Annotated in this window: 19 protein-coding genes and 1 tRNA gene; 15 read left to right on the top strand and 5 right to left on the bottom strand. The window is 47.5% G+C overall.

All coding sequences use genetic code 11. The annotated features are described in order from the left end of the window. Positions 1-3: 3 nt before the first annotated feature. The 3 genes from O3C43_03755 to O3C43_03745 are packed head-to-tail and all read right to left on the bottom strand — an operon-like array spanning position 4 to position 4,599. Entirely contained in the window at positions 4-747 is a 744-nt protein-coding gene (locus O3C43_03755) for a MotA/TolQ/ExbB proton channel family protein (GenBank protein MDA1065597.1), read from the bottom strand. Then, on the bottom strand, positions 744-1,733 hold the full coding sequence (locus tag O3C43_03750) for a hypothetical protein (GenBank protein MDA1065596.1): 990 nt from the start codon (positions 1,731-1,733) through the stop codon (positions 744-746). The genes O3C43_03755 and O3C43_03750 overlap by 4 nt, the downstream gene beginning before the upstream one ends. After that, entirely contained in the window at positions 1,726-4,599 is a 2,874-nt protein-coding gene (locus O3C43_03745) for a tetratricopeptide repeat protein (GenBank protein MDA1065595.1), read from the bottom strand. The genes O3C43_03750 and O3C43_03745 overlap by 8 nt, the downstream gene beginning before the upstream one ends. Positions 4,600-4,693: 94 nt before the next feature. On the opposite strand from O3C43_03745, the gene O3C43_03740 reads away from it, so the two are divergent. From O3C43_03740 to O3C43_03700, 9 genes are all read left to right on the top strand, one after another. Beyond that, positions 4,694-5,245 (top strand): pyridoxamine 5'-phosphate oxidase family protein, encoded by a 552-nt coding sequence (locus tag O3C43_03740; GenBank protein MDA1065594.1) that lies wholly within the window; start codon positions 4,694-4,696, stop codon positions 5,243-5,245. An 87-nt stretch (positions 5,246-5,332) separates the two neighbouring features. Then, positions 5,333-5,410 (top strand) — tRNA-Pro (locus O3C43_03735). Between the two features lie 184 nt (positions 5,411-5,594). Next, a complete protein-coding gene (locus O3C43_03730) occupies positions 5,595-6,161 on the top strand; it encodes a LysM peptidoglycan-binding domain-containing protein (protein ID MDA1065593.1) in 567 nt (188 codons plus the stop codon). A gap of 279 nt (positions 6,162-6,440) precedes the next feature. Then, a complete protein-coding gene (locus tag O3C43_03725) occupies positions 6,441-7,478 on the top strand; it encodes a hypothetical protein (GenBank protein MDA1065592.1) in 1,038 nt (345 codons plus the stop codon). A 139-nt stretch (positions 7,479-7,617) separates the two neighbouring features. Next, positions 7,618-8,376, top strand: coding sequence for a succinate dehydrogenase cytochrome b subunit (locus O3C43_03720; GenBank protein ID MDA1065591.1), 759 nt, complete (start codon positions 7,618-7,620; stop codon positions 8,374-8,376). A 25-nt stretch (positions 8,377-8,401) separates the two neighbouring features. Next, the gene (locus O3C43_03715) at positions 8,402-10,336 is read left to right on the top strand and encodes a fumarate reductase/succinate dehydrogenase flavoprotein subunit (GenBank protein MDA1065590.1); all 1,935 of its coding nucleotides are present in this window, start codon (positions 8,402-8,404) and stop codon (positions 10,334-10,336) included. A 15-nt stretch (positions 10,337-10,351) separates the two neighbouring features. After that, positions 10,352-11,113 carry a succinate dehydrogenase/fumarate reductase iron-sulfur subunit gene (locus O3C43_03710; GenBank protein MDA1065589.1) on the top strand — a complete coding sequence of 254 codons (762 nt, stop codon included), beginning with the start codon at positions 10,352-10,354 and terminating at the stop codon, positions 11,111-11,113. A 161-nt stretch (positions 11,114-11,274) separates the two neighbouring features. After that, entirely contained in the window at positions 11,275-12,429 is a 1,155-nt protein-coding gene (locus O3C43_03705) for a hybrid sensor histidine kinase/response regulator (protein MDA1065588.1), read from the top strand. A gap of 6 nt (positions 12,430-12,435) precedes the next feature. Further along, entirely contained in the window at positions 12,436-13,308 is an 873-nt protein-coding gene (locus O3C43_03700) for an SMP-30/gluconolactonase/LRE family protein (GenBank protein MDA1065587.1), read from the top strand. Between the two features lie 372 nt (positions 13,309-13,680). Here the strand turns inward: O3C43_03700 and O3C43_03695 are convergent, their stop codons facing one another. Beyond that, positions 13,681-15,252 (bottom strand): alkaline phosphatase D family protein, encoded by a 1,572-nt coding sequence (locus tag O3C43_03695; GenBank protein ID MDA1065586.1) that lies wholly within the window; start codon positions 15,250-15,252, stop codon positions 13,681-13,683. A 218-nt stretch (positions 15,253-15,470) separates the two neighbouring features. Between O3C43_03695 and O3C43_03690 the strand changes: the two genes are divergently transcribed. The 3 genes from O3C43_03690 to O3C43_03680 all read left to right on the top strand — a co-directional run bounded on the left by O3C43_03690 (position 15,471) and on the right by O3C43_03680 (position 17,452). Next, entirely contained in the window at positions 15,471-16,451 is a 981-nt protein-coding gene (locus O3C43_03690; GenBank protein MDA1065585.1) for a transposase, read from the top strand. A 15-nt stretch (positions 16,452-16,466) separates the two neighbouring features. Beyond that, on the top strand, positions 16,467-16,700 hold the full coding sequence (locus O3C43_03685; protein MDA1065584.1) for a hypothetical protein: 234 nt from the start codon (positions 16,467-16,469) through the stop codon (positions 16,698-16,700). A 149-nt stretch (positions 16,701-16,849) separates the two neighbouring features. After that, the gene (locus O3C43_03680) at positions 16,850-17,452 is read left to right on the top strand and encodes a YceI family protein (protein MDA1065583.1); all 603 of its coding nucleotides are present in this window, start codon (positions 16,850-16,852) and stop codon (positions 17,450-17,452) included. 101 nt (positions 17,453-17,553) lie between these two features. Here O3C43_03680 and O3C43_03675 read toward each other — a convergent pair whose 3' ends face one another. Then, on the bottom strand, positions 17,554-18,621 hold the full coding sequence (locus tag O3C43_03675; GenBank protein ID MDA1065582.1) for an MBL fold metallo-hydrolase: 1,068 nt from the start codon (positions 18,619-18,621) through the stop codon (positions 17,554-17,556). Positions 18,622-18,883: 262 nt separating this feature from the next. On the opposite strand from O3C43_03675, the gene O3C43_03670 reads away from it, so the two are divergent. From O3C43_03670 to O3C43_03660, 3 genes are all read left to right on the top strand, one after another. Further along, positions 18,884-20,368, top strand: a complete 1,485-nt coding sequence (locus O3C43_03670) for a PQQ-dependent sugar dehydrogenase (protein ID MDA1065581.1) — start codon at positions 18,884-18,886, stop codon at positions 20,366-20,368. Between the two features lie 422 nt (positions 20,369-20,790). Next, positions 20,791-21,177: a Dabb family protein gene (locus O3C43_03665; GenBank protein MDA1065580.1), complete on the top strand. Its 387-nt coding sequence runs from the start codon at positions 20,791-20,793 to the stop codon at positions 21,175-21,177. 312 nt (positions 21,178-21,489) lie between these two features. Further along, entirely contained in the window at positions 21,490-22,575 is a 1,086-nt protein-coding gene (locus O3C43_03660) for an amidohydrolase family protein (protein ID MDA1065579.1), read from the top strand. Positions 22,576-22,701 lie beyond the last annotated feature (126 nt).

Below are 22,701 nucleotides of genomic sequence, written 5' to 3'. Positions count from 1 at the left end.
TTCTTAAGGCTTTTCGTCGCCACTCTTAGGTTCAAGATCGCCTCCCAGGAAATCCAGCAAGGAATTCGCTGACTGAATGGTAGCCAACATTGCGTTGTTCAAGCGGTTTCGCATAACAAAATAAAATACCATCGAAGGAATACCGATCACCAAGCCAGTGGCGGTGGTAATTAAAGCCTCGCCTATATTTCCTGCGAATTTATCGGGATTGCCCATGCCTTGACTGGAAATAGTCTGGAACGCGCCGATCATGCCACTCACTGTTCCCAGCAATCCGATCATCGGCGCGATGGCCGCAATAACATTCAGGTAATTGATCCATTGGCTGATGTTATTTTCTTCACCCTCTAAGGATTCAACCAAGCTTGCCTCGACCTTTTCTTTGTTTCTGTCCGACATGGGTGTTTTTGCTCGACTCAAGCTTTCGCTCATTGCCCGTGAAAGAACGGTCGGAATTTGCCTTAGTTTTCCAATGGCTTCTTCGATAATTCCATTAGATAGAGATTCTGCCACTTGCTCGATCCCGCTAGATGGAATGAATTTCGATCTCTGAGTTTCGCGCCAACAATGAAGTATGAGAAAAAACATGGTTAGGGAACAAAGACCAAGCGGATACATGGCCCAGCCGCCTTGTTTTATCATTCCCCAAAGGCTTAACGAATCTCCCACCGGCGCTTCGGGTTGACCAAAGAGTATTTGGGGCAGAAGTAGAGACATCGAAAGGAATATAAAAATGAGTCGGTTCATGGAGCGTTACCTGATTCTGTCTTTGTTGTTAGTTTTCTTACTGTCTCAAGAGGCAAATTTAAATCTTTTTCCGGCTGGCCTTCCTCAATTTCCAAAGACTTCGATTCTTCCTGGGTCGGTTCATCTTCCACGCGCAAGCCCAGACCTGTTAATTTTAATTGGATCTCACGTTGTTTTCCCTCGGGCCAAACGTACCCACGATCCTGGTATTGCCGATACAATTGAAGGGCTTGTTCGGGTGATGTTTCAATCCAAGCGGCAATTGCAACATGGAAACATTCTTGCAAATAAGCCTTAGGATACTGGCTGCTGAAAGTAATGGGTTGCAGGCTAATCCAGCGGGCTTTCTCCAATTCCTCACGAGCTAAATGAACTTCGCTCAGTATCCACCAACCCAAGGCAGTTTCATCAGCAGGATCGTGATTCTCGCACCACCGCTTGGCTAGAATTTCTGTTTCGTCCCAGCGCCTTAATCCAAAGTAGGCCATGAGTAAGAGTTCGTTTGCCTGGTCATGAATACCAGGGTCTTCGAATTTTAAGTTTAATAAAGTACCCGCAAGACCAGCTGCCTCAGCAAACCGTTCAATTTTTAAATAAGCACTTCCTAGCACTAAACTGGGGTCAGCGAATTCCTCCTTGGGATAAATCTTTAGGAAAGGGCTACGGCTCCGGTGAATCGATTCAAGAAATGTTATCGCCACTTGGTATTGCCCATTTCCATATGCCTCTAATCCGTCTTCCAGATTTTCAGCATCGAGGAATTCAATGCCCGCCAAATTTTCCTTGAGAAAATTGTAAGATACAGATCCCGAGTCCGCAGATAACTGCAGTTCAATGCTTCCATTTGGCATCGCTTTAATTTCTCCCTCAAAGGTGCGACCATCCGTATTTGTAATAATGCCCTCAACTCCGTATCCCAGTTGCATAGAACCCAGGATGCCCATGCTTATAAGGATAAGAGACAATACGCTTTTATGCCTATTCATTAGGACTCCCTTCTTCCGATGCTTTCACCCCAACCGGTAATAATGGGATGAGCTCGGGCAATTTTTGTTGCGCGTTCTCCCATTCAGGGAATGGCGACAGTTGATCCTGATTCAGCATTTCCTGAAGTGTTTTCACGGCTTCAGGAATGCGATCCATCGATTCAAATAAAGTGGCACTCGCCCAGTAAGCCGAAGCAACCAGGTCCGGATAGGCCCGATACATGTTATAAATCCGTTGGTAGTAAGCCACTGCTTTGTCGGATTCACCCAAGTTTTGGTGAACCCGGGCGATTCCGTTGAGAGCCACCGCATGGGGTCGACCTCGAGCCGATTTTAATCGGAGAAGGGTTTCGTAGGTATCGATGGACAAATCGTATTCTCGAAGCGAGGTAAGAATACTCCCCAGCAGGAGTTTGGACTCATTCATATGCGGGTGAACTGGAACTTGAGCCTCTGACTTGTTAAGCCAAATCCTGGCTTGGTCATACTCGCCTTCTGTTGATGCGATGCGTGCCAAGCCCAGATATCCCATGGCCCGAGCGTTCGATGTCGGGAAGGCTTCAATCAAATAATTACAATAAATTCCGCCTCTTGTATCGTTATGGTTTATGAATTCTAATCCGATTTTTCCGAGGACTTCCGGGTCAAGTTTCTCTTTAGGTGCCAGGTCCGCCAGCTCTAGCAGAGGATAAGGCTGCGGAGTATCGTTCGAGTAACGATTGTTATAGTATAAAACAAGTCGGGAAAGATAGGTCGGGGCATTCTTTGATTTTGCTGAGGCGATCTCATTTGCTAACCACGTTTTAAAATCAGTAGATTTCGCCAGTTGGCTATGGGTCTGATTAATCGGTGCGCCTTGTCTGTTTTTCAACTGCTCCAAAGCCTTGAGTATCGATTGGGTTTCTCCTGCATTAGGATCATCCCCGTAGGTATTTAATGCCTCTTCAAAAACGGGGAAGGCTTTGTCAACCTTGCCTTGTTGCTGGTAGGCCCAACCGAGCCAGTAAAGGGCTTCACTTACGCGTATGCGGGGGGCATTCGTATTATTGAGAAAGACATCGAAGTGACTGACCAGTTGTTCGTATTCCTCCTGAGCACGCAGAATTTTTCCAATTTGAAAAACGCTATATAGAAAAAGGTCCGGTGAATCTGGAGTTACCAGGTTGAACGACCCAATTGCGGCATCGAGCACTCCATTACCCATGGAAATATCTCCCTTCAAAACTCTGGCTTCATTTACACGCTGATGTCTTTCGAAATTCGAAAGGTAGTCGTCAATAGCAAGCAGTGCCGAATCATATTCCCTCGCGGAATACTGCGCCGAAGCCAGTCTGTACAAAACTTCCGGATACAAAGGCTGCCGTTTATCCATTTCCAACAGGATGGTCAGCTGCTCAATACATACAGAATAATTCTTCTCAAAGAAATGAGTGAGCGCGGTCCACAGGTTCGCGTTTATGAGAAGGGGACCTTGGGGATGCTTTGTTGAATAAGATCTGAAATCTTCTCGGGCTGCTACGTAATCTTCCAGAACGACTTGATTAAATCCTCGGGTAAACAACCAGCGACCATGAAGCGGGTTGTCGGGAAATCGCTCAATTAAATCGCTCAGTACTTCTATGCTTTCCGGATATCTTCGCTGCTCCAGGTGAGCCTTGGCAATGAGGTAAAGCGCCTGCGGAGCTAATGAGGATTCTGGGTATCGGTCCACGAAGTTTCGGGCGATAGTTAACGCTTCTTCCCACTCTTCCAGTTGATGGGCGCAAACCACCCAGCGGTAATGTGCCTCCTCTCTTACTTGTGGTGGATACGCTTCTTTTAGCGCGATGTACTCAAACACCAACCACGCTTTGTAAAACTGAGCATCGAATAATAGAGATTGTCCGTAATGAAGGTAGAAAGATGGAGTGTAATCTTCCGAGCTTTCCAAGGCTTCCAGTTGTTGGGACAGTTGTCTATGTAATCCCAGTAGATAAGTTTGCTGATGCCGATTTCTTGCTGTAAGCGATCTGCCTGACCGGCTTGCCAGGCGTTTGGAAAGGTCGGCTAACTTTTCCGTTTGCATGCGAAGGAGTTGTGATTTCGGTGGAACCAGTTGGAAGAGCTTAAGAGCGGCGGGATAATTCCCGGTCGCCATAGCATGTTCCCCACAGCGAAGAGCTAAGAATGCCAAGTGCGCCAGTTCGGGCATTGTAGTTATCGACCAGTTTGCCTTTAGCATTCTCTCAGTAGCTTCGGCTATCCGGTTGTCTGTCAGGCAGGCCTGAACAGCTTTAAGGGTACCCTGCATTTTTAGGGATTCCGGCGCATTTGAAGCGACGAATAGGTCGATAGCTTCTAGGCCCTCTTCTACGCTGTTTTCTAAAAAGAACAGATCCGCGCGTTCCAGAAAGGCGAGAGATGCTTCAAAGGTTCCTGAGAATTGGGATACATAAAGCAGGAGTACTTCTCTGGCTTTTCCAAGGTCTCCAGCCCCACGATGTGCTTGAGCCAATCCATAGAGTAGGGAAGCGTTACTTTGGAGAACTTGAGAGTGTGAAGTTCGGAGTCTTTCCAGGGTTTGTGACGCCTCTACGAATTGACCGGCGCCAAGTTCTGCTAACCCTTTGAGCGGAAGTATCTTTTTTTGAGCCGCATCTTGCAGGTACTCGTCCTCGTTCCCGAAGGTTTCCTCCAAACTTTGAAATGCCGCCGCTGCTATCTCAAGATCCCCTGAGCTCACCGCCTCAATACAAACATTCAATGCATTCTGAAATGTCAGGCCCTCCAATGACTGTTGTGCCCTGGCTTCAACTTGAGCTATCCACAGGCCTATTAATAAGCTGAGGCTGCGATGGACCAATTGATTAAGATGAACGGAAGACATCTGAGAGAAAGAAAATCCATAAAATTTAACTCCAACCAAGGCAATCCAATGTTGTGCTTTTCTTTGAATATAACTTGGGCTATGCCATTTCTTTATGGGAGATCTACTTGAAACATTGACCGACAAGCACATTGAATGGGCATTGGCTCAAAAACTGTTTTTTGTGTCCACTGCTCCATCAGGTATAAGTGGCCACATCAATTGTTCACCCAAAGGTGGTGATTGTTTTACTTTCCTCGATCAGGACACATTTGTATACGCTGATTATACCGGTAGTGGGAATGAAACAATTGCCCATCTCCATGAAAATGGACGGATCCTCATCATGCTTTGCTCCTTCGAAGGTCCTCCTCGTATTATGCGGCTTCATGGTCGTGGCACGGTCATACTTCCTGGTCATGCGGATTTCGAAAAGTATTCAAACCAACTACCGGCAAATCCGGGCCTTCGCTCTATCATTCATGTAAACATTCAAAGAGCTTCTGTGTCTTGTGGATATTCTGTCCCCTTCTTTGAATTTGTCGGACATCGCGACCTGCTTGATAAATGGGCAACGAATAAGGGTCCCGAAGGAGTCGCTGCCTACCGAGAAGAGAAGAATCATACGAGCATTGATGGACTTCCAGGCTACGGCCAATTGACCTAAGCGGTGGCGAAAATGGGCTTCTGATTTGGTATAAATAACCGTTTGACAATAACGACAAAAGCCGTGTGATTACGCCCTCTTTTGTATCGGGGTGTAGTTCAGTCTGGCTAGAGCGCCTGCTTTGGGAGCAGGAAGTCGGCGGTTCGAATCCGTCCACCCCGACCATTTTAAGAAATCCAGGATTTGAAAGTGCCTCCACTATGGGCGGAGGCTTTTTCTTGGGCGGACTTAAAGGTCTTTTTGGCACGTTTTCCCCGATTCACACTGGCCACTTGATTTTGATGAAGAATGCCCACACTCGCTGCTTGAATTTCGCAACAAATCCCTCTTTAGTTGCGAAATGGAAAATATGGCTAAAGCAACCCCGTTCATTGCGATCGCGGCCTTGGTATTTGGAATCGCAGGTTTGATTCTTGGATTTGTGGCTTTTCAAAAGACATCTCAGATAGATGAAATTGCCATAATGAAGGATGCGAATTCAGTAATCAGCGAAAGCGTCGCTGGATTGCAGGAAGAAATGTCAGGACTTTCCAAGAAATATGTCGCAAAAGCGTACGTTGACGATTTTGCGACTTCCACTCAAGGCGCTTTCACCCAAATTGCGGAACAGCTCACGAAAGTTCGTACCCAAAGCCGTGCAGATACCATAAAGATCGCTGAGCTTGAAGATAGGCTAAAAAGTGGGGTCCCAATCAAGTCAGCTCCCGTTTCGAATTCATCCTCTGTTTCAAGCTCAACTCCTCAAACCCCCTCTTCAGTCCCACCAGGAGGAACTGAATATGTCATTCAGTCTGGCGATACTCTTGGGAAGGTAGCAGCTCAATTTGGGATTAGCTTAAGCAAGCTGCAATCTGCCAATCCAAGCGTGCAGCCACGCTACCTAAAGGTCGGGCAAAAAATCGTAATCCCTGAGTAGTTTTCTAATTTAGAACACCGGGCTGAATCACAAACCCTGTGGTTGAATATTAATTCCTTGGAGTAAACGTATGTCCGGGTAGTGGACCAGACCTCGCAGAATGCCTCTTTGGCGATCCAAGATAGCAAGTCCTTTTGATGGGTTAAGCATCCAGGCTTTAACCCGCTGCGTTCTGAAAAAATATAGCAACTCTCAACTAGAGGAAGGCTTTTCTATTTATCCGCTTCTAATATTGAATGTTTGCACAACTTCTCAGTCTTAGTATTTAATAGTCGATTGATGAAATGCTTAATAATACCTTTCTTCATTGGTTCAGTTCTCTTTGGAGTTCTCGCCATTCCAAAGGTATGGTTGGGTCTATCCTATTTTGAAGAAGCTGGGTGGGCTTATGCGAAGCCCTTTTTTGTCAGGGTCCTCATTGATTTAATTTTTGCCTGGGTCGTTTCACTCGTTGTGTGGTTGCAATTGGAGAGGCGGGCCTGGATCGCTACTTTGGCGTTCTGTTTTTCGACCCTACTTGTCACGGTTTTTTGGCTATCCGCTTTCAAAAATGCGCCCAGAGGATTCCGCCAAAACGTTGCCTTTCTCTATGAATATATTGATGCCGCTCCACTCAGAGCATTGCCTAGGGTACCGACCGAGATTGTGGATCGAAAGGAAACCAACCCCACCAGGCCCGTTCCACTGCCAACCAGAGAGAAAGTAAAGGAAGATCCAGAAGTTCTCGGCCCCGAAATACTCGTAGAGAAAACATTCTACGGCGTATTGAATGCCCTCAAAAAATACGACTTTGAAACCGTCCTGGCACTGGCCGATGAAAATACCTGGAACTATTTTACTGATCTAAAAAACCTCGCATTGACGGCTGATCGTGAAGTTATCGAAAAGCTCAAGCCTATCGACCGTTTTCAGGTCCTGGCTTTACGGCATATCAAAGATCGTGAACAGCTCACTGAAATGACCGAAATGAGTTTATTTAAGCAGGCGGTTCTTCAGGGATGGTTTTTTGTGGGTGATAAGCCAGAAGTGCGAATCGATTACATAGATTTACTCCCGGGGGGGAATGAAGCCATTGCAGATATCATCGTGAACAGTATCATCCCGGACGAGCGACTCGAGTTTTCGCGCGATCAGGGTGTCTGGAAAATGAATTTACTTCAGCTTCTTCCAAGACAGGAAGAAAAGATTCTTACAACTTTGCATCAACGGGGGCAGTCTGAAGAGGAATTCTTTTGGAATTTCCTCAAGCAGGAAACGGGCAGGGATCCATCGCCCGATATCTGGGAACCAGTCATTACTTCGCCCGAACAAGGATAAGAAGTAAGGCTCGTAATTTTATAGTGACCTAAAGCGTTGCTAATAATACCGCTCTTAAATCCCGACTTACCGCGCGGGACTTTACTTTCCGAAAGGCTCTGACAGCTTCTGGCCAACAAATTCTAAAGTTTCTTTTTTTATGGGCTTACTTGCTTCTTCATTAGGTAAGAAATATATCATGGCATTATCCGGGCTGGTGCTTTCCCTGTTTGTTTTGGGACACATGCTTGGAAACCTCCAGGTTTTTGGAGACCCTTACCTCATCAACGCCTATGGGTATAAACTCCAGCATTTACCCTATGGGTTGCTTTGGGTTGTCAGGCTTTTTCTTCTGTTTTGCGTTGCCGCACATATTTGGGCCGCCATTACGCTAAAAATTCAGAACAAAAAAGCGCGTCCTCAGGATTATGAAGTAAACGCAACGGTCCAAGCCTCCCTCGCATCGCGTACGATGATCCTGTCGGGATTGATCATACTGGTCTTTCTGATTTTTCATTTACTGCACTACACCGTCAGGGCGGTGCCAGGTCATGAATACTATCATTCGATTCTTACCAGTGATGGCACCGAATATCCGGCCGAGGTACTATTGATTAAAAACGGGCAAACGGTCATTGATGCGTTTGGTAAACCACTAATGGTTCACAATCTGCACGATATGATGGTTGCCGGGTTCTCATACCCGTTGATTTCGATATTCTACCTTATTGGCACCTTCCTTCTTTGCATGCACCTTTCACACGGTGTCAGTAGTATGTTCCAATCCCTTGGTTTGCGCAACGAGGTCTGGCGGTACCGCTTGGACAAGTTCGCCAAAGCGTATGGCTTGGTAACCTTTCTGGGATACGCTTCCATCCCCTTGTGCATTTGGTTCGGGTTCGTCCAAGCATCCGTATAACCTGTAACCGAGAACTATTTAGGTCATGAATTTAAACGCGAAAATCCCAGAAGGTCCTCTCGAAGATAAGTGGCGGAACCACAAGTTCAGCAGCAAGCTGGTAAATCCAGCAAACAAAAGAAAATACAATATTATCGTTGTGGGTTCCGGATTGGCCGGTGGTTCACTGTCGGCGACTCTCGGTGAGCTTGGTTACAACGTAAAATGTTTCTGTTATCAGGACAGTCCACGCAGGGCGCACTCGATTGCCGCCCAGGGAGGTATTAACGCCTCCAAGAATTACCAGAACGACGGTGACAGCGTGTATCGTCTGTTTTATGACACAATCAAGGGGGGCGATTTCCGGTCCCGGGAAGCTAATGTATACCGCTTGGCCGAAGTCAGTGGAAATATCATAGACCAATGTGTTGCCCAGGGAGTGCCGTTTGCCCGCGAATACGGTGGCTTATTAGCCAACCGCTCGTTTGGCGGAGCTCAGGTTTCACGTACTTTCTATGCTCGGGGTCAAACAGGTCAGCAGCTATTGCTCGGTGCCTATTCCGCCTTGAATGCTCAGATCGCTCGCGGTCAGGTACAAATGTATAACCGCCACGAAATGTTGGAGCCTGTTCTTGTGGACGGTCATGCAAAGGGCATTATTACGCGCAATCTTGTTAACGGTGAGATCGAGTCCTGGAGCGCGGATGCCGTTGTGCTCGCCACTGGTGGATACAGCACCGTTTTCTTTCTTTCGACCTGCGCCGCCGGAGTAAACGTCACGGGTGCATACCGTTCATACAAAAAAGGGGCCGGGTTCGCCAATCCTTGCTACACTCAAATTCACCCGACCTGTATTCCGCAGGAAGGAGATCATCAGTCGAAACTGACTTTGATGTCCGAGTCTCTTCGTAACGACGGTCGGGTATGGGTACCGAAAGACCCCAAGGTTGCTGAACGGCTTCGCAAAAAAGAAATCCATCCACGGGATGTGGCTAAGGCGGATCGAGATTATTACCTTGAACGCAAATACCCGAGTTTTGGAAACCTTGCTCCGCGCGATATTTCCAGTCGCTCGGCTAAGGAAGCCTGCGACGAGGGCAGGGGGATCTCCCACACGGGATTTGGAGTGTATTTGGATTTTGAAGACGCGATTGAACGCCTTGGCCAATCCGCCATCGCGGAGCGTTACGGGAACCTGTTTGATATGTATCAGCGTATCTCAGGTGACAGTGGCTATGAAACACCCATGATGATTTATCCCGCCCCGCACTATACCATGGGCGGCCTCTGGGTGGACTACAATTTGATGAGTAACCTCGAAGGTCTCTTTGTCCTCGGTGAGGCAAACTTCTCTGATCATGGCGCAAACCGATTGGGCGCCAGTGCCCTCATGCAAGGTTTGGCCGACGGATACTTTGTTGCGCCTTATACGATTGGCAATTACCTCGCCCAGGTCGGCGCAGGTGCTCCCGACCCCGATGGTCCCGCCTTCAGGGAAGCTAAAGCAGCCGTTCAAGATCGAGTTCAAACAATGCTCGGTATTCAAGGGAAGCGGTCAGCTCGTTCCATCCATATGGAGCTGGGACGTATCATGTGGGAATATTGTGGCATGGCTCGCTGTGAAGAAGGCCTCAAAAAGGCACTGCAATTAATTCCGGAACTCCGGCAGGAATTTTGGAGTAATGTTCGTATTCCTGGCAGCGGTGAGAAATTGAACATCGAACTCGAACGTGCCGGCCGCGTCGCTGACCACTTGGAGTTCGCTGAGCTCATGTGTCACGATGCCCTCGATCGCAACGAATCCTGTGGCGGTCATTTCCGCGTTGAACACCAGACTGAGGAAGGTGAAGCGAAACGTGACGACGGGAATTTTTCGCACGCCTCTGTCTGGGAGCACAAGGGTATCGAAACCGCCCCGGTTAAGCACAAGGAAGAACTGGTTTATCAATCAGTAAAAATGGCCACAAGGAGTTATAAGTAATCGGAGATCATTTTCATGAAATTGACTTTACGCATTTGGAGACAGGACGGCGCAAACGCCACCGGCAAGTTAGTGGATTACAAGATGGACGACGTATCATCCGATTCTTCGTTTTTGGAGATGCTCGACCTGCTCAATGAGGATATTATAGAGAAGGGTGACGAGCCGGTTGCTTTCGACCACGACTGTCGCGAAGGCATCTGTGGAATGTGTTCCCTGACCATTAACGGCATTCCGCATGGTCCCGAGCGAATGACAACGGTATGCCAGTTGCATATGCGTCATTTCAACGATGGAGAAACCATCACCGTCGAACCGTGGCGGGCTAAACCGTTTCCAGTTTTGCACGATCTGGTGGTTGATCGTTCGCTCATGGATAGGATCCAGCAAGCCGGTGGTTTTATAACCGTTCGTACCGGAAGCGCCCCTGATGGGAATGCGATCCCCATTCAAAAAGAGGTGGCAGAATACGCCATGGATGCTGCAGCTTGTATTGGCTGTGGTGCTTGCGTAGCCGCTTGTAAAAACGCCTCGGCCATGCTTTTCACGGCGGCCAAGTCCTCTCAGCTAAATAGTCTACCTCAGGGTAAGGCGGAGAAAGATAGTCGAGTACTTGGGATGGTAACTGCCATGGATGAGGCAGGCTTCGGAAGTTGCACCAATTACGGCGAGTGTCAGGCGGTTTGTCCAAAAGGCATCACCCTCGATTTTATTGCCCAAATGAACCGTGACTACGCGGTTGCGTCCGTTAAAAAGATATTTGGAACCGTAGGTTAATCGCCTGAATTTTGAGGCAGATGAAAGGCCATGAAGCCTGAGTTGGCCCTGATCTGCGTATAATGAGTGTAAAATTCGCCTGTCCGCTACCTTTTGGAGCGAATATGGGGAGTATTTTTTGGAAATTAGCGGATCTCTAACTTATCTGCTATTCACTCTGGATGGCAGCTCTTTCTATGATTACTGACGATTCCATTGATATTTCCAACAAGGTGATCCTTGTCATCGACGACAGTCCCCTTGATCGAAAACTCATATCAAAGGTTCTTGAACGCAATGGCTTCAAAGTGTTCAGCGCCGCCAGCGGAGAAGAAGGTATTTCAATGATCGAGTCGGTTAAGCCGGATCTCATCCTGCTCGATATCATGATGGAAGGCATGGATGGGCTGGAAACCTGTCAGATCCTAAAGGAAATGCCCGACTGTCAGAACGTGGCTATCATCTTCATGACAGGCAAAACCGATCCTGACTCGATTCTGCAAGCTTTCTCCGAAGGCGCTTCTGATTACATCGCCAAGCCCTACCGGATCAAGGAAGCGATGGCGCGGATTGAAACCCATTTAAAAGTGCGGAGTCTCCTCCAGCAGCATACCACCTTTATTCAAGCCCTCACCCAGGCCAACTCCGAGAAGTCGAAGTTCCTTGGTATTGCTTCGCACGATTTGAGAAATCCCTTGGTATCCATCAATGGGCTTTCACACTTTCTTGCTTCCGGGAAATTTGGCGCGCTTAGCGCTACCCAAGCTGAAATGGCTTCAAGCATTTTCGAAGCTTCCGAATCGATGCTCGCCCTGGTCAATGATCTCTTCGATGTGGCTCTGATAGAAACCGGGCAACTCAATGTCGAAATCGCCGAGGTGGACCTCTACCAGGTCGTAAAGACCTCGATCAATCTCTACCGTGTGACAGCCGAGAAAAAAGACATCTCAATTGAGTTTATCGAAAAAGAAATTCCAAAACTGGTTAACTGTGATAAGCGTCAAGTGCGTAGGGTTATGGATAACCTGTTGAGCAACGCTATTAAATTTTCTCAGCCTGGGACGACTATCCGGGTTATCCTGGAAAGCGACAATAATTGGGTATTTTTCCGGGTGGCTGATGAAGGCCCAGGTGTTCCAGAGGATGAGTTTGACAAGCTCTTCGGAAGTTTTTCAAAGACTTCCGTTCAGCCAACGGGTGGCGAAAGCAGTACTGGCCTTGGTCTGAATATCTGCAAAAAAGTAATGGCTGCTCATGGTGGAGACATCTATGCCGAGAATCTTCCTGAAAAAGGTGCTCAATTTTCTGTCCAACTGCAAAAAACTGCGGTTTGCTAGTTCCTTATGGAATTAGAAGTTGTTTGGAAAGCAGGAGCCACCCTGGGTGAAGGACCCATCTGGTACGACAAGCGGTTATACTGGGTAGATATTGAGGAAAAACGTCTCCATATCTATCACCCGAAGGACGACAAAAAAGAGACCTTCCAGCTTCCCGGGAAAGTCGGCACGGTGGTGCCTCGTAAATCCGGTGGAGTGGTTTTGGCCATGGAGAACGGGTTTGCCTTGTTCAATCCAACTACTGAGCGATTGACCCCGCTTCCGAATCCGCCAGCGGAAACCTTGGCCGGCAGGTTCAATGACGGGAAGTGCGATCCTCAAGGACGCCTTTGGGCCGGCACGATGGCCAGTAGGGACGGTGTTGCGATCGGCAGCCTTTACCGCCTGGATGCCGATTTCCAATGTGAGATCATTCAAGACAACATCGGTTGTTCAAACGGTCTCGCTTGGAGCAAGGATCAATCCACGTTTTATTATATAGATAGTTTCAAGAACCGAATCGAAGCCTACGACTTTGACGCCGATAAGGGGGAAATCGAAAACCTCCGCATCATTCGCGAAGAACCAAGGGATGAAGGATTGCCTGTCTTCGACGGCATGACCATCGATACCGAAGGCCGTCTTTGGGTGGCCCGCTGGGCAGGAAGCTGTGTCCAATGTATCGACCCGATTTCTGGTGAGATCCTTGAGAAGATTGATGTCCCGGTCCGCAAAGTCACCGCCTGCTGGTTTGGCGGCGATGATCTCGGCGACCTCTATATCACTTGCGCCTCTGTCGACGAAACAGAAGAACAATTGAAAGAACAGCCCAATGCCGGTGCTTTGTTCCGCTGTCGTCCCGGCGTTAAAGGTCTTCCAGCCGCTCCCTTCGAGGGTTAGTTTATAAAGGTGTTGGGTGTCAGGAATTCTTAAGAATGTAGGAGCGACCTTGGTCGCGATTTTTGTTAGCGTAGGTTCACGACGCGAATCACATTTTTAACCATGTTAACTATTGGCGGTCGCAATTTCCCTGAAATAGGTAGGGCTCGATCGCCGAGCGAGCCGACTTGGAATCTGCGGTTTACAGCGAAACCGCCCTACCTGGATCAGCGATTAATTATAGAAAAAACTCTCTAACCATGACACCCGAAACCTGCTATTCACAACCCCTTCACTTCCTTCTCTCAGGCAGGGCCACTGCGTCCCCGCAGTGCCGTTAAGAATCTGAACACTGACGCCTGCCTCCGGACACCAGACACCTTTTTCTTACCCTTACTTCCTCCTCTGCGGAGCCCTCAACCAGTTCGCTGATATCACAGAGGCATCGGTTACGGTTCCTTTCTCAGTGCCTTCTTTCTGATTCAACAGCTCACCCTGAGTGTTAAAGTAGCGTATGGTCATGTATCGATCGTCCAAAGGTCCTTCGAACCTGAGAGTGGAGAAGTGTCGTTCTCCGACTCGGTCCGTCTCACCTGGAAAAATATCGTAGCGGTACTTATTTTTTGCATCTCCTGCCCAGGATCCCGAGGTCAGTGGGCTGCTTACAAATTCGATGAGTCGATAGGTTTTTCCCTTGAGACCGGCTTTTCCAGCTTTTCCAGGATTCCCACCGCCGGTAATTTCCAGCATGTTCGCTTCTCCAAAATGCACATCTCCACTTAGAAAAACGACTCCGTCGATTCCTTCTTCCACAATACGGTCCATCAAATACTGCCACTCCTCATCGAACATCCGGTAGCTGTCTTCGTTGGCAACCTCGGCCAGAACGGGATTACCTATGCATATGATGTTAAAATTCGAAGGATAGCTGGGCATATACCCATCAGTTGATTGGCCTTGTCTGTATTTCATCGAGCTGATCAACCAGTCCACCTGTTTTTTACCGAGCGCCGACCGATTGCGGTCGAAAGGCTTGAGATGCTCTGGACCATCTCGGTAATACCGGTTGTCCATCAGGTATAAATTGGCGTCCCCATAATTAAAAAAAGTGAAGGTCCCTGGAAGGGTAGGAAGTCCTGCCGACGGGTTTCCCGTAAACAACTTAAAGGCATTGGTGGTTTGTTCTTTATTCCAAAAGTCCCAACCGGAATTATTGGGGCCGTAGTCATGATCATCCCAAATGAAATAGTTCGGAGTGCTGGCGAGCATACCGCGCATGTGAGGCAGTGACCGGGAATGTGTCCATCGCTGTAAAATGCCCGTCCAGGAAGTCCAGTCCGTCTCGTTTAAATAGATACTGTCGCCTAGCCAAATGAAGAGGTCCGGGTCTTTTTCGTATATGCTTTCAAATATTTCATAATCTCCGCCATAGGGCTTCCCTCCAAGCCGATCGTATCCACCTTCTTGATTTATATAGGCGCAGCTTCCAAACCCGATTGTGAAGTCGAAGATCTGGTGACCTTCTTCGCGGAATCGCCAGTTCTTGGCGGAGGAAAATTCCAGCGGAATGGCGTCACCATTTCCATATTCCTCTCGAAATCGCGGAGTTACTTTTTCCCCATCGATCCAGACTTCGTAATCGTAGGAGGTGTTTGCCTGAACTTCATCGGCGATACACTTTGCAACGAACCCGGATTCTTTTTCGGTTTGAATGGCGGTTGTTGTTCGCTTGGTTCCAGGATCCTTTTTGTCCCAGTACTTTATCTCTACTTCGGAGGGACCCGTGGTTTGAACCCATATCAAAACTTCCGCCATAGTCGCATGGCCAATCATAGGACCGGACTTCAGTTTCTCATAAGTGTCGTTCCCGAAAAGCGCTCCCAAGCTACATTGGCTAACCGCGAATACGGCTAACCATTTAGTCAAATGCATCCGCAGTACCGGAGGACTCAATCGCTGTTCCATTCAACCAACCTGTAAGGTTCAACCGCACCACTCAACTAAAGATTCATAATAAATGTAACGAACCTGTTTCAGTTTACCCAAGTGGTTCAAGAAATGGAGGAGCCGAAAGGGTAGGAGGAGCCGAAAGGGGAGGAGCCGAAAGGGTGGGGAGGAGCCGAAAGGGTCAATAGTCAATTGTCAAGTTGACTTAACCAGCTGACTCGTTTTGTATTTGTAGTATGGTGCGCAAATTTCGGGTTGAAAGTAATACAGGGCTCTACCATGTTCTTAATCGTGGAAACTACCGGAGTGATATTTTCGAATCAGAAGGAGCCAAAGTTTCATTCGTCAAAACCCTTTTCGAAGCTTGTGAGAGATTCTCCTGGAAGCTTTCAGGGTTTTGTTTAATGACTAACCACTATCACCTTTGCATCGGCACTCCACGTGGTAACTTGTCTAACGGTATGCGGTGGTTGCAGTCCACCTTTGCCGCCCGATTCAATAAGTACCGAAAGGAACGTGGCCACTTGTTTCAAGGTCGATTCAAATCGATAGCGGTAGAACCAGGCGAGCATTGGTTGAAGCTGGTGGACTACATCCATCTAAATCCTGTGCAAGTCGGCTTAGTCGATCTGGAAAGTATAGGAAGGTATCCTTGGACCAGCCTGTTCTATTTCCCCAAGCGATCCAGTCGTCCAGGATTTCTTGATTGCGAGTGGATGGATTATTTTAGCGATTTTGACGACAGCAAGGGTGGTTGGGTGCGTTACATCAATCACCTTAGACTCGAAGTAAGTGAAGATCCGAAAGAGGTAGAAGAACTGGACCGTCAAATGTGCCGTGGTTGGAGCCTGGGTTCAAAAAAGTTTGGAAAGGCGGTGGCCGCGGAACTAAAAATAACGCCTGCGGTGCTGCGTCTTGATCGGATAGACCTTGCCCTGCTTAACGAAACATTGTGGGAGGCGAGCTTGACACAATGTTTATCTCATCTAAGAAAAACAACGAAGGACGCGCAGAAGGAAAAACGGTCTGTTGATTGGAAATTGGCGATAGCCTCGAAGTTGAAAAGGGAAACAGCAGTTACCAATGCCTGGTTGACCAAACATCTAGAAATGGGCGCCACCCGGTCTGTGAGTGCGATTTGTGGCGTCTACCAGCGTGAAAAAGAATCATCCTGTCCGCAGGCCAAAGCACTTGGGAACTTGATAATTGACTATTGACCCTATATCTCTCCGTTGACCCTATATCTCTCCGTGGAAGAATCAAATAAAGTACTGGCAGTCTTTCAAGGTCACCAACACGAAGGTGGTTACCACCCAATCAACGGCATCCACTACTACACCTTAAAATCAGTCGTAGACCACAGCGGTCCCGAAAACAACAGCTATGCCATTCTGGAAATTCGGGCTAATGGAGATTTGATGGTAAATGGGTTTCGCAGGGAATCGGATGTCGAGTTGCGTAGTTAGATTTATAGCGTTATCCATGATTCTGGGGCTTCAAAAAATGGTGTGCGGATAAAGCTCTGATTGGGAAAACTCCTATCAGTCCATCATTGACTCTAGAGCCAAGTCCAAATCAACCTATTCGTATGATGACGAACCATAGATACTTTTTTTTGACTTCCCTTGCAGCCGTTGGACTTTTTGTCGCGGGTTGTTCCAATCCTGCTGACGACACAGAATCCGCAAAAGTATCCGAAGCGGTCCAGGCTGTTGAGGCAGTGGCTAGTGCTACCAATTATACTATCAGCCCAGAATCGACTATTTCATTTATTGGCTCAAAGGTAACCGGTAGCCATGAGGGGGGATTCAAGGCATTTAACGGAACCATCGCAGTAGCGGGTGGCAAGATTGTCCCGCCAAGTAAAGTGACCATTCAGACGGATTCACTTTGGGCAGATAACGGGCGCCTCACTGGCCACCTCAAGAGCCCCGACTTTTTCGATACGGCTGCTATCCCTACCGCTGAGTTTGCTTTCACTTCGATAAAAGAAACGTCGAATGGTTCCGAAATTACCGGTAACCTCACGCTTCATGGAGTCACGAAAAGTATCACCTTCAATTCACAAGTAACCGTCTCAGATTCAGAAGTTTCTTTGAAAGCCGAATTCGACATCATGCGTTTCGATTTCGGGATTGTTTACAAGGGAAAAGCTGACGATCTGGTTCGCGATGAAGTCGTCATCAAGCTGGACATAAAAGCGACCGCAGGAGCTTGAGTAGGGGTAGGGCTGATCGCCGATTCAGCTGAATAACCAGGAAATACAAAGAAGATTTTTCTGTATTCTCGATCGATGGATCAAGCGGATTTATTCGGGCATTATTGGTTATCGAGTAATTCGTAAATCCTGCGAATTGCCCTTGGGTCCACACCCGGTTCTTTGATTTGTGGAATGTTTGCGCTGTGATTGGTCATATCAATCTCCTGGGCTGCTTGGTCTGCACTTACTCCCTTTCCATGCATCTGAGAAGTTTTCCTCCACAGGTCTTTTAGATAAGCCTGAAAATAATCCATGAATTCTCTGCTTCTCATAATCGAGCCATGGCCAGGTAACCAGATATCAAAATCCAAAGCTTTGAGTCCGTCCAATGCCTTAGGCCACTCATTGACATGTCCATCGCCCATGTAGGCGAGACCCGGCAGCATCATGTCTCCGGTAAAAACAACTTTCTCTTCTGGAAGAAATACAACCACATCCCCTCCTGTGTGGGCTCTGCCAAAATGCAGTAACTGAATTTCGCGACTGCCATCATCCGTCTTCTGAAATAAAGTCATCTTACGTTCCAAGGTGATGTTTGGAGGAGTGGGTACGACTTGCTTGGTCGCGTCCATATAATCGCGTTCCACCCGATGGCTTTCAGTCAATTCCGCTTTTCGATTTGGGTCAGTTTCTTCAAATGCCTGGCGCTCCAAATCGGCAACTTTGGTCGGCAAACTTTCAGTAAAACTGACAAAGGTAGACTCCTTTAGAACGTCCCCAGTTTCACCGTTCAATTTCGTCCGTGTGAATTCATGACCAATGATCTCGACCCCATCCGGGAACGATTGATTTCCGTGAGCGTGGTCAAAGTGATAATGCGTATTTATCAAATAACGGACCGGTTTATCGCTGATAACTGAAAGTGACTTGAGCAAAGCCTTGGCTGCGGCCGGTGTGATATGCGAATCGACTACCAAGGTGTCGTTGTCTCCGACTAAGACCATCGAATTACTCGCGGTTCGAATGGAGCCAGTTCCGTATACAAACCAAACACCTTCGGTCACCTCTTCGAATCGATGGGTATCGGATTCAAAGACATTCCCTTGAGCCATGATCAACTCCGGGATTAAAATTAGAACGCCGAAAATTGAGCTCAAAAGGAACAGATTAAAGTTTCGGTTTTGCATAATACGGATCCTCAGTATGATTTCAGAAGCGTGAGAAAAATTCTTGGAGGTTGGATTGATATACCTTCAATTATTCAATCGTTGTGGTTACGTTACAAACTAAAAGAAAATTTTGAATCGCCTACAAGACATGATGGTTGTTCTTTTGGGCAGACTTGATAAACGTTTCTCTAAATAGAAAATTATTGGTTAAGCAATTTGCCGATTGAAGGTATTGTAAGGGACCCAAACTTGGCACAGAAATCTTGTTATCGATCTAAATATGAAATTACAAAAATTCGGTTTTTACCATTCGCTCTGGCTCTGCATATCAGCATTTTTAATTTGCGCCTGCGTTTCATTTGCGGCCCGCCACGAATCTAGCGAAGTTAAGAAGGCACCCGTTCCTCTTACGGATCCGATTCCGGAAAAGATAAAAAAGGGTGACATCGTCGTTGCAACTATCGACCGCTTTCGTCTGCCGCAGCTGAAGGATTCCAGTACCGGTGGTTCCACCACGAATGCCTATGCGCGGGTGCAATACCTCAATCCCATTGGCGATGGTTCGGGTCGCATCGCCATATGTGATCTTCGTGGTGTGCTCTATGTTGCAGATCAGACGAGTGGACCCTTGCAATCGTATCTTGATCATCGTGGCTACGACCTATCGTTTGATGACTCGATGATGCCGAACGAAACGGGATTGGCCGGCTTTGCATTTCATCCGGAATTTTCGAAACAAGGACAGCCTGGATATGGGAAGCTGTATACTGCATTCAGTGCAACGTCCGGATCTGGCGAAGCGACCTATTTGAAGGACGATGCCTCCAGTCACGAAAGCGTGATTGTGGAATGGACGACAGCGAATCCTGAAGCAGTACCATTTCAAGGCACTCACCGGGAGGTCTTTCGCATCGGCCAATTTGCGCCGAACCATAATGTCGGCACTCTCGCGTTCAACCCTGCCGCAAAACCAGGAACTTCCGATTATGGGAATTTATATTTCTGCCTGGGTGACGGAGGTGCGGCTTTCGACCCCAAGGACTATGGTCAGTCATTGGAGAGTCCGCAGGGAGCCATTCTCAGAATTAACCCTTTGGAAACAACCAGTGGTGCCCCCTATTCGATACCTGAGGATAATCCTTTTGTCGCGACTCCAAATGCCGCACCTGAAATTTGGGCTTGGGGTCTAAGGCATCCTCAACACTTTTCCTGGGACAAGACCGGGCGTATGTTTATTATGGATATCGGACAGAATCAGGTTGAGGAAGTGAATATCGGCCGCGCTGGTGCGAATTATGGTTGGCGTCGCAGAGAAGGTACCTTTTCCACAGGTTCAGGTATTGCTGGATTAGGTGTCGGTCCGGTTTACGATTTATCGCCCGAGGACCCTCAAATATTTACCGATCCGGTTGCTCAATACGATCACGATGAGGGAAAAGCTAACGCTAGTGGTTTTGTTTACGAAGGAACGCTGCTCAAGGAATTGATTGGTAAATTCGTCTTCGCTGATATTGTGAGAGGACGCGTGTTTTACATCGAAACCACGAACCTCATACCCGGAAAGCTATCCGAGATAAAGGAGTTGAGATTAATTGTTAATGGAAAAGAGCAGGACTTGATTAATGTGGTTGGATATCCAAATACCTACGCGTCAGGCCCACGTGCCGACCTTCGTCTCGGCGTCGACGAGGGCGGTGAGTTGTATGTTCTTACCAAAGGAGATGGTTGGGTTCGCAAGTTGGTTCCGGTGAATTCTGCGAAATAAATCTAATCTTTTTGCAAGAACTTACCAGATTTACTTGCTCGGCCTTTTTTGGCGCACCTATCGAAATGCCGCCGCTGTGCTTGGAAGCTCGTTTGGTCAACTTTTTGGCCGGATTTTTTGATGTAAGTTTATTGGTTGGCGACTTCTTGAGTTTTCTTTCGGGAGGCCACTTGGCAAATTTTTTGGCAACCGTCCTTTTAGCAGGTTTTCTGGAGGTGGCCTTGTTCGAAGATTTTCTTTTTGAGCGCATTTCTTTGCTAATTATAGGTTTCGGTATGAATGGGTAGCATTCGAATGTCAAAGCATGGTCTTGGGCCTCCTTAGAGTTTCTGATTAGGCTGGCCTTACCTGTTCTTATAGCAGAGAAATCTGTAATATTCGTTGAGAATATTCCTCAACACATCGTTTCAAATCTAAACATTATGAAAAAAGTAATCATTACCCTAATTAGTGCAGCCCTTCTGGTGCTCGCAATTTCAACCGCTTCAGCCAATCATCATGAAAGTGATCCGGCAGTACCTAGTTCGGTGATTCATGTGGTCACCGTTTCCTGGAAGGCTGATGCCACGGAAAAGCAAATTCAGGCGGCGCTCGATGCGGTGGTCACCCTTGCCCATGAGTACGACGGAATCACTCGTGTATGGACGCGCTCCATCAAGGCTCAAGGTGATCGCACTCACGCGTTTGTTATGGAATTCAAAAGCGAAAAGGCTTTGAAGGATTACGCCGACAGCGATGCTCAAAAGAAATGGTATAAATCCTACCTCGCCGTTCGCGAAGCCAGCACCACCTTCGATATTACGAACTAAGTATCCTGCTTTCTCAATAATTACTATTAAGCCCCGGAGTGCATGCGCTCCGGGGCTTTTTAATATCTATCAAATGGCTGTTACTCTTTCAAATTAATCAAAACACCTATGATTCTGTACCCATTATTCTGTTAAAAAAAGAGACAGAATCATTATTAACAAAATCATGGGGTAGGATTTTTGATCCGCGGAAAAGTTCTCGATGAATACCACCGCCTGGAAAGAATCGGACTTTGCAGTAATAACTCGCTTTCTCAGCTCGCAATTCTTGGGATGGTTTGTTGAACTTCCAAGTCGTACTTTTACCCTATTATGAAAAAGAAACTATTTGTATTCACGCTTCTTGGAATAGGAACCAGCGTTTGTTCCGGGCAGCAGTTGGACTGGGAGGCTTACGATCCTCCATCGACCCTGGTTGTTCCTGAGAATCCTGTCGCGCGAGCGAAGTTTCCTTTTATCGATGTGCACAGTCATCAAAACCGCATGGGTGAACAGGAGCTTAATCGTCTGGCAGAGGAAATGGACGCAATGAATATGGGAATCATGGTTAATCTCAGTGGGCGTGGGGGTGAAAGGCTCAAGGAGATGACCAGTAGTATTCAGCAGTATCATCCGTCACGCTTTGTTGTCTTTACCAACCTCGACTTCAACAATGTTGACCAACCTGACTGGGGTACCAGATCGGTTAAACAACTTGTGACCGATGTTCAAAACGGTGCAAAGGGACTCAAAGTTTACAAGAGCCTGGGTTTATCCAATAAGGACTCAATGGGAAACCGTGTGGCTGTCGATGATCCGAGGTTGGATGTCGTATGGGCGAAATGCGGTGAGCTTGGTATCCCTGTCCTCATTCACTCCGCCGATCCAAAACCATTTTGGGAATCACAGGACAATCAAAACGAACGTTGGTTGGAGCTTAAAACACATCCCGGAAGGAAGCGCGGCCCGAATAATCCCGCTCCCTGGGAGCAAATTATCGCCGAGCAACATCATATGTTCAAAAAACACCCGAAGACGCAATTCATTGCGGCCCACCTGGGTTGGCTGGGAAATGACCTGGGAAGGCTTGGGGAAGTACTCGACGAGACTCCGAACATGAACGTGGGTATTGCTGCTGTCATCGCCGAGCTTGGTCGACAACCGCGCATGGCGAATCGTTTTTTTGAGAAATATCAGGACCGAATCCTTTTCGGAAAAGATTCCTACAATGTAGATGAATTCCCTACCTACTTTCGTGTTTTGGAATCGAATGACGAATACTTCCCTTACTACAAACGCTACCACGCATTTTGGCGGATGTATGGATTGAATCTTCCGGATGAAATTCTAAAAAAAGTCTATTACAAAAATGCGTTACGGATTATTCCGGGTTTGGATTCGTCTCTTTTTCCGGAATAAGCAAAGGGCGGTTTTATTGAACAACAATCACTGATTCTGCTAGGGCGGTTTTGCCAAAACCGCCGTTTCGACAACGGTTCGCTTTGCGATCGAGCCCTACCCATTGAACCGATAAAGCTAACGTGA

The sequence above is a fragment of the Verrucomicrobiota bacterium genome, assembly GCA_027622555.1.
In the GTDB taxonomy this organism is placed as follows: domain Bacteria; phylum Verrucomicrobiota; class Verrucomicrobiia; order Opitutales; family UBA2995; genus UBA2995.
Note: the sequence above shows the minus strand (reverse complement) of the source record. Positions and strands in the feature narration are given on the sequence as shown.

Coding starts and splice junctions, on each gene's coding strand:
- O3C43_03755 (MDA1065597.1), bottom strand. CDS start 747: ATGAACCGACTCATTTTTATATTCCTTTCGATGTCTCTACTTCTGCCC.
- O3C43_03750 (MDA1065596.1), bottom strand. CDS start 1,733: ATGAATAGGCATAAAAGCGTATTGTCTCTTATCCTTATAAGCATGGGC.
- O3C43_03745 (MDA1065595.1), bottom strand. CDS start 4,599: ATGTCTTCCGTTCATCTTAATCAATTGGTCCATCGCAGCCTCAGCTTA.
- O3C43_03740 (MDA1065594.1), top strand. CDS start 4,694: ATGGGAGATCTACTTGAAACATTGACCGACAAGCACATTGAATGGGCA.
- O3C43_03730 (MDA1065593.1), top strand. CDS start 5,595: ATGGCTAAAGCAACCCCGTTCATTGCGATCGCGGCCTTGGTATTTGGA.
- O3C43_03725 (MDA1065592.1), top strand. CDS start 6,441: ATGAAATGCTTAATAATACCTTTCTTCATTGGTTCAGTTCTCTTTGGA.
- O3C43_03720 (MDA1065591.1), top strand. CDS start 7,618: ATGGGCTTACTTGCTTCTTCATTAGGTAAGAAATATATCATGGCATTA.
- O3C43_03715 (MDA1065590.1), top strand. CDS start 8,402: ATGAATTTAAACGCGAAAATCCCAGAAGGTCCTCTCGAAGATAAGTGG.
- O3C43_03710 (MDA1065589.1), top strand. CDS start 10,352: ATGAAATTGACTTTACGCATTTGGAGACAGGACGGCGCAAACGCCACC.
- O3C43_03705 (MDA1065588.1), top strand. CDS start 11,275: ATGGCAGCTCTTTCTATGATTACTGACGATTCCATTGATATTTCCAAC.
- O3C43_03700 (MDA1065587.1), top strand. CDS start 12,436: ATGGAATTAGAAGTTGTTTGGAAAGCAGGAGCCACCCTGGGTGAAGGA.
- O3C43_03695 (MDA1065586.1), bottom strand. CDS start 15,252: ATGGAACAGCGATTGAGTCCTCCGGTACTGCGGATGCATTTGACTAAA.
- O3C43_03690 (MDA1065585.1), top strand. CDS start 15,471: ATGGTGCGCAAATTTCGGGTTGAAAGTAATACAGGGCTCTACCATGTT.
- O3C43_03675 (MDA1065582.1), bottom strand. CDS start 18,621: ATGCAAAACCGAAACTTTAATCTGTTCCTTTTGAGCTCAATTTTCGGC.
- O3C43_03670 (MDA1065581.1), top strand. CDS start 18,884: ATGAAATTACAAAAATTCGGTTTTTACCATTCGCTCTGGCTCTGCATA.
- O3C43_03665 (MDA1065580.1), top strand. CDS start 20,791: ATGAAAAAAGTAATCATTACCCTAATTAGTGCAGCCCTTCTGGTGCTC.
- O3C43_03660 (MDA1065579.1), top strand. CDS start 21,490: ATGAAAAAGAAACTATTTGTATTCACGCTTCTTGGAATAGGAACCAGC.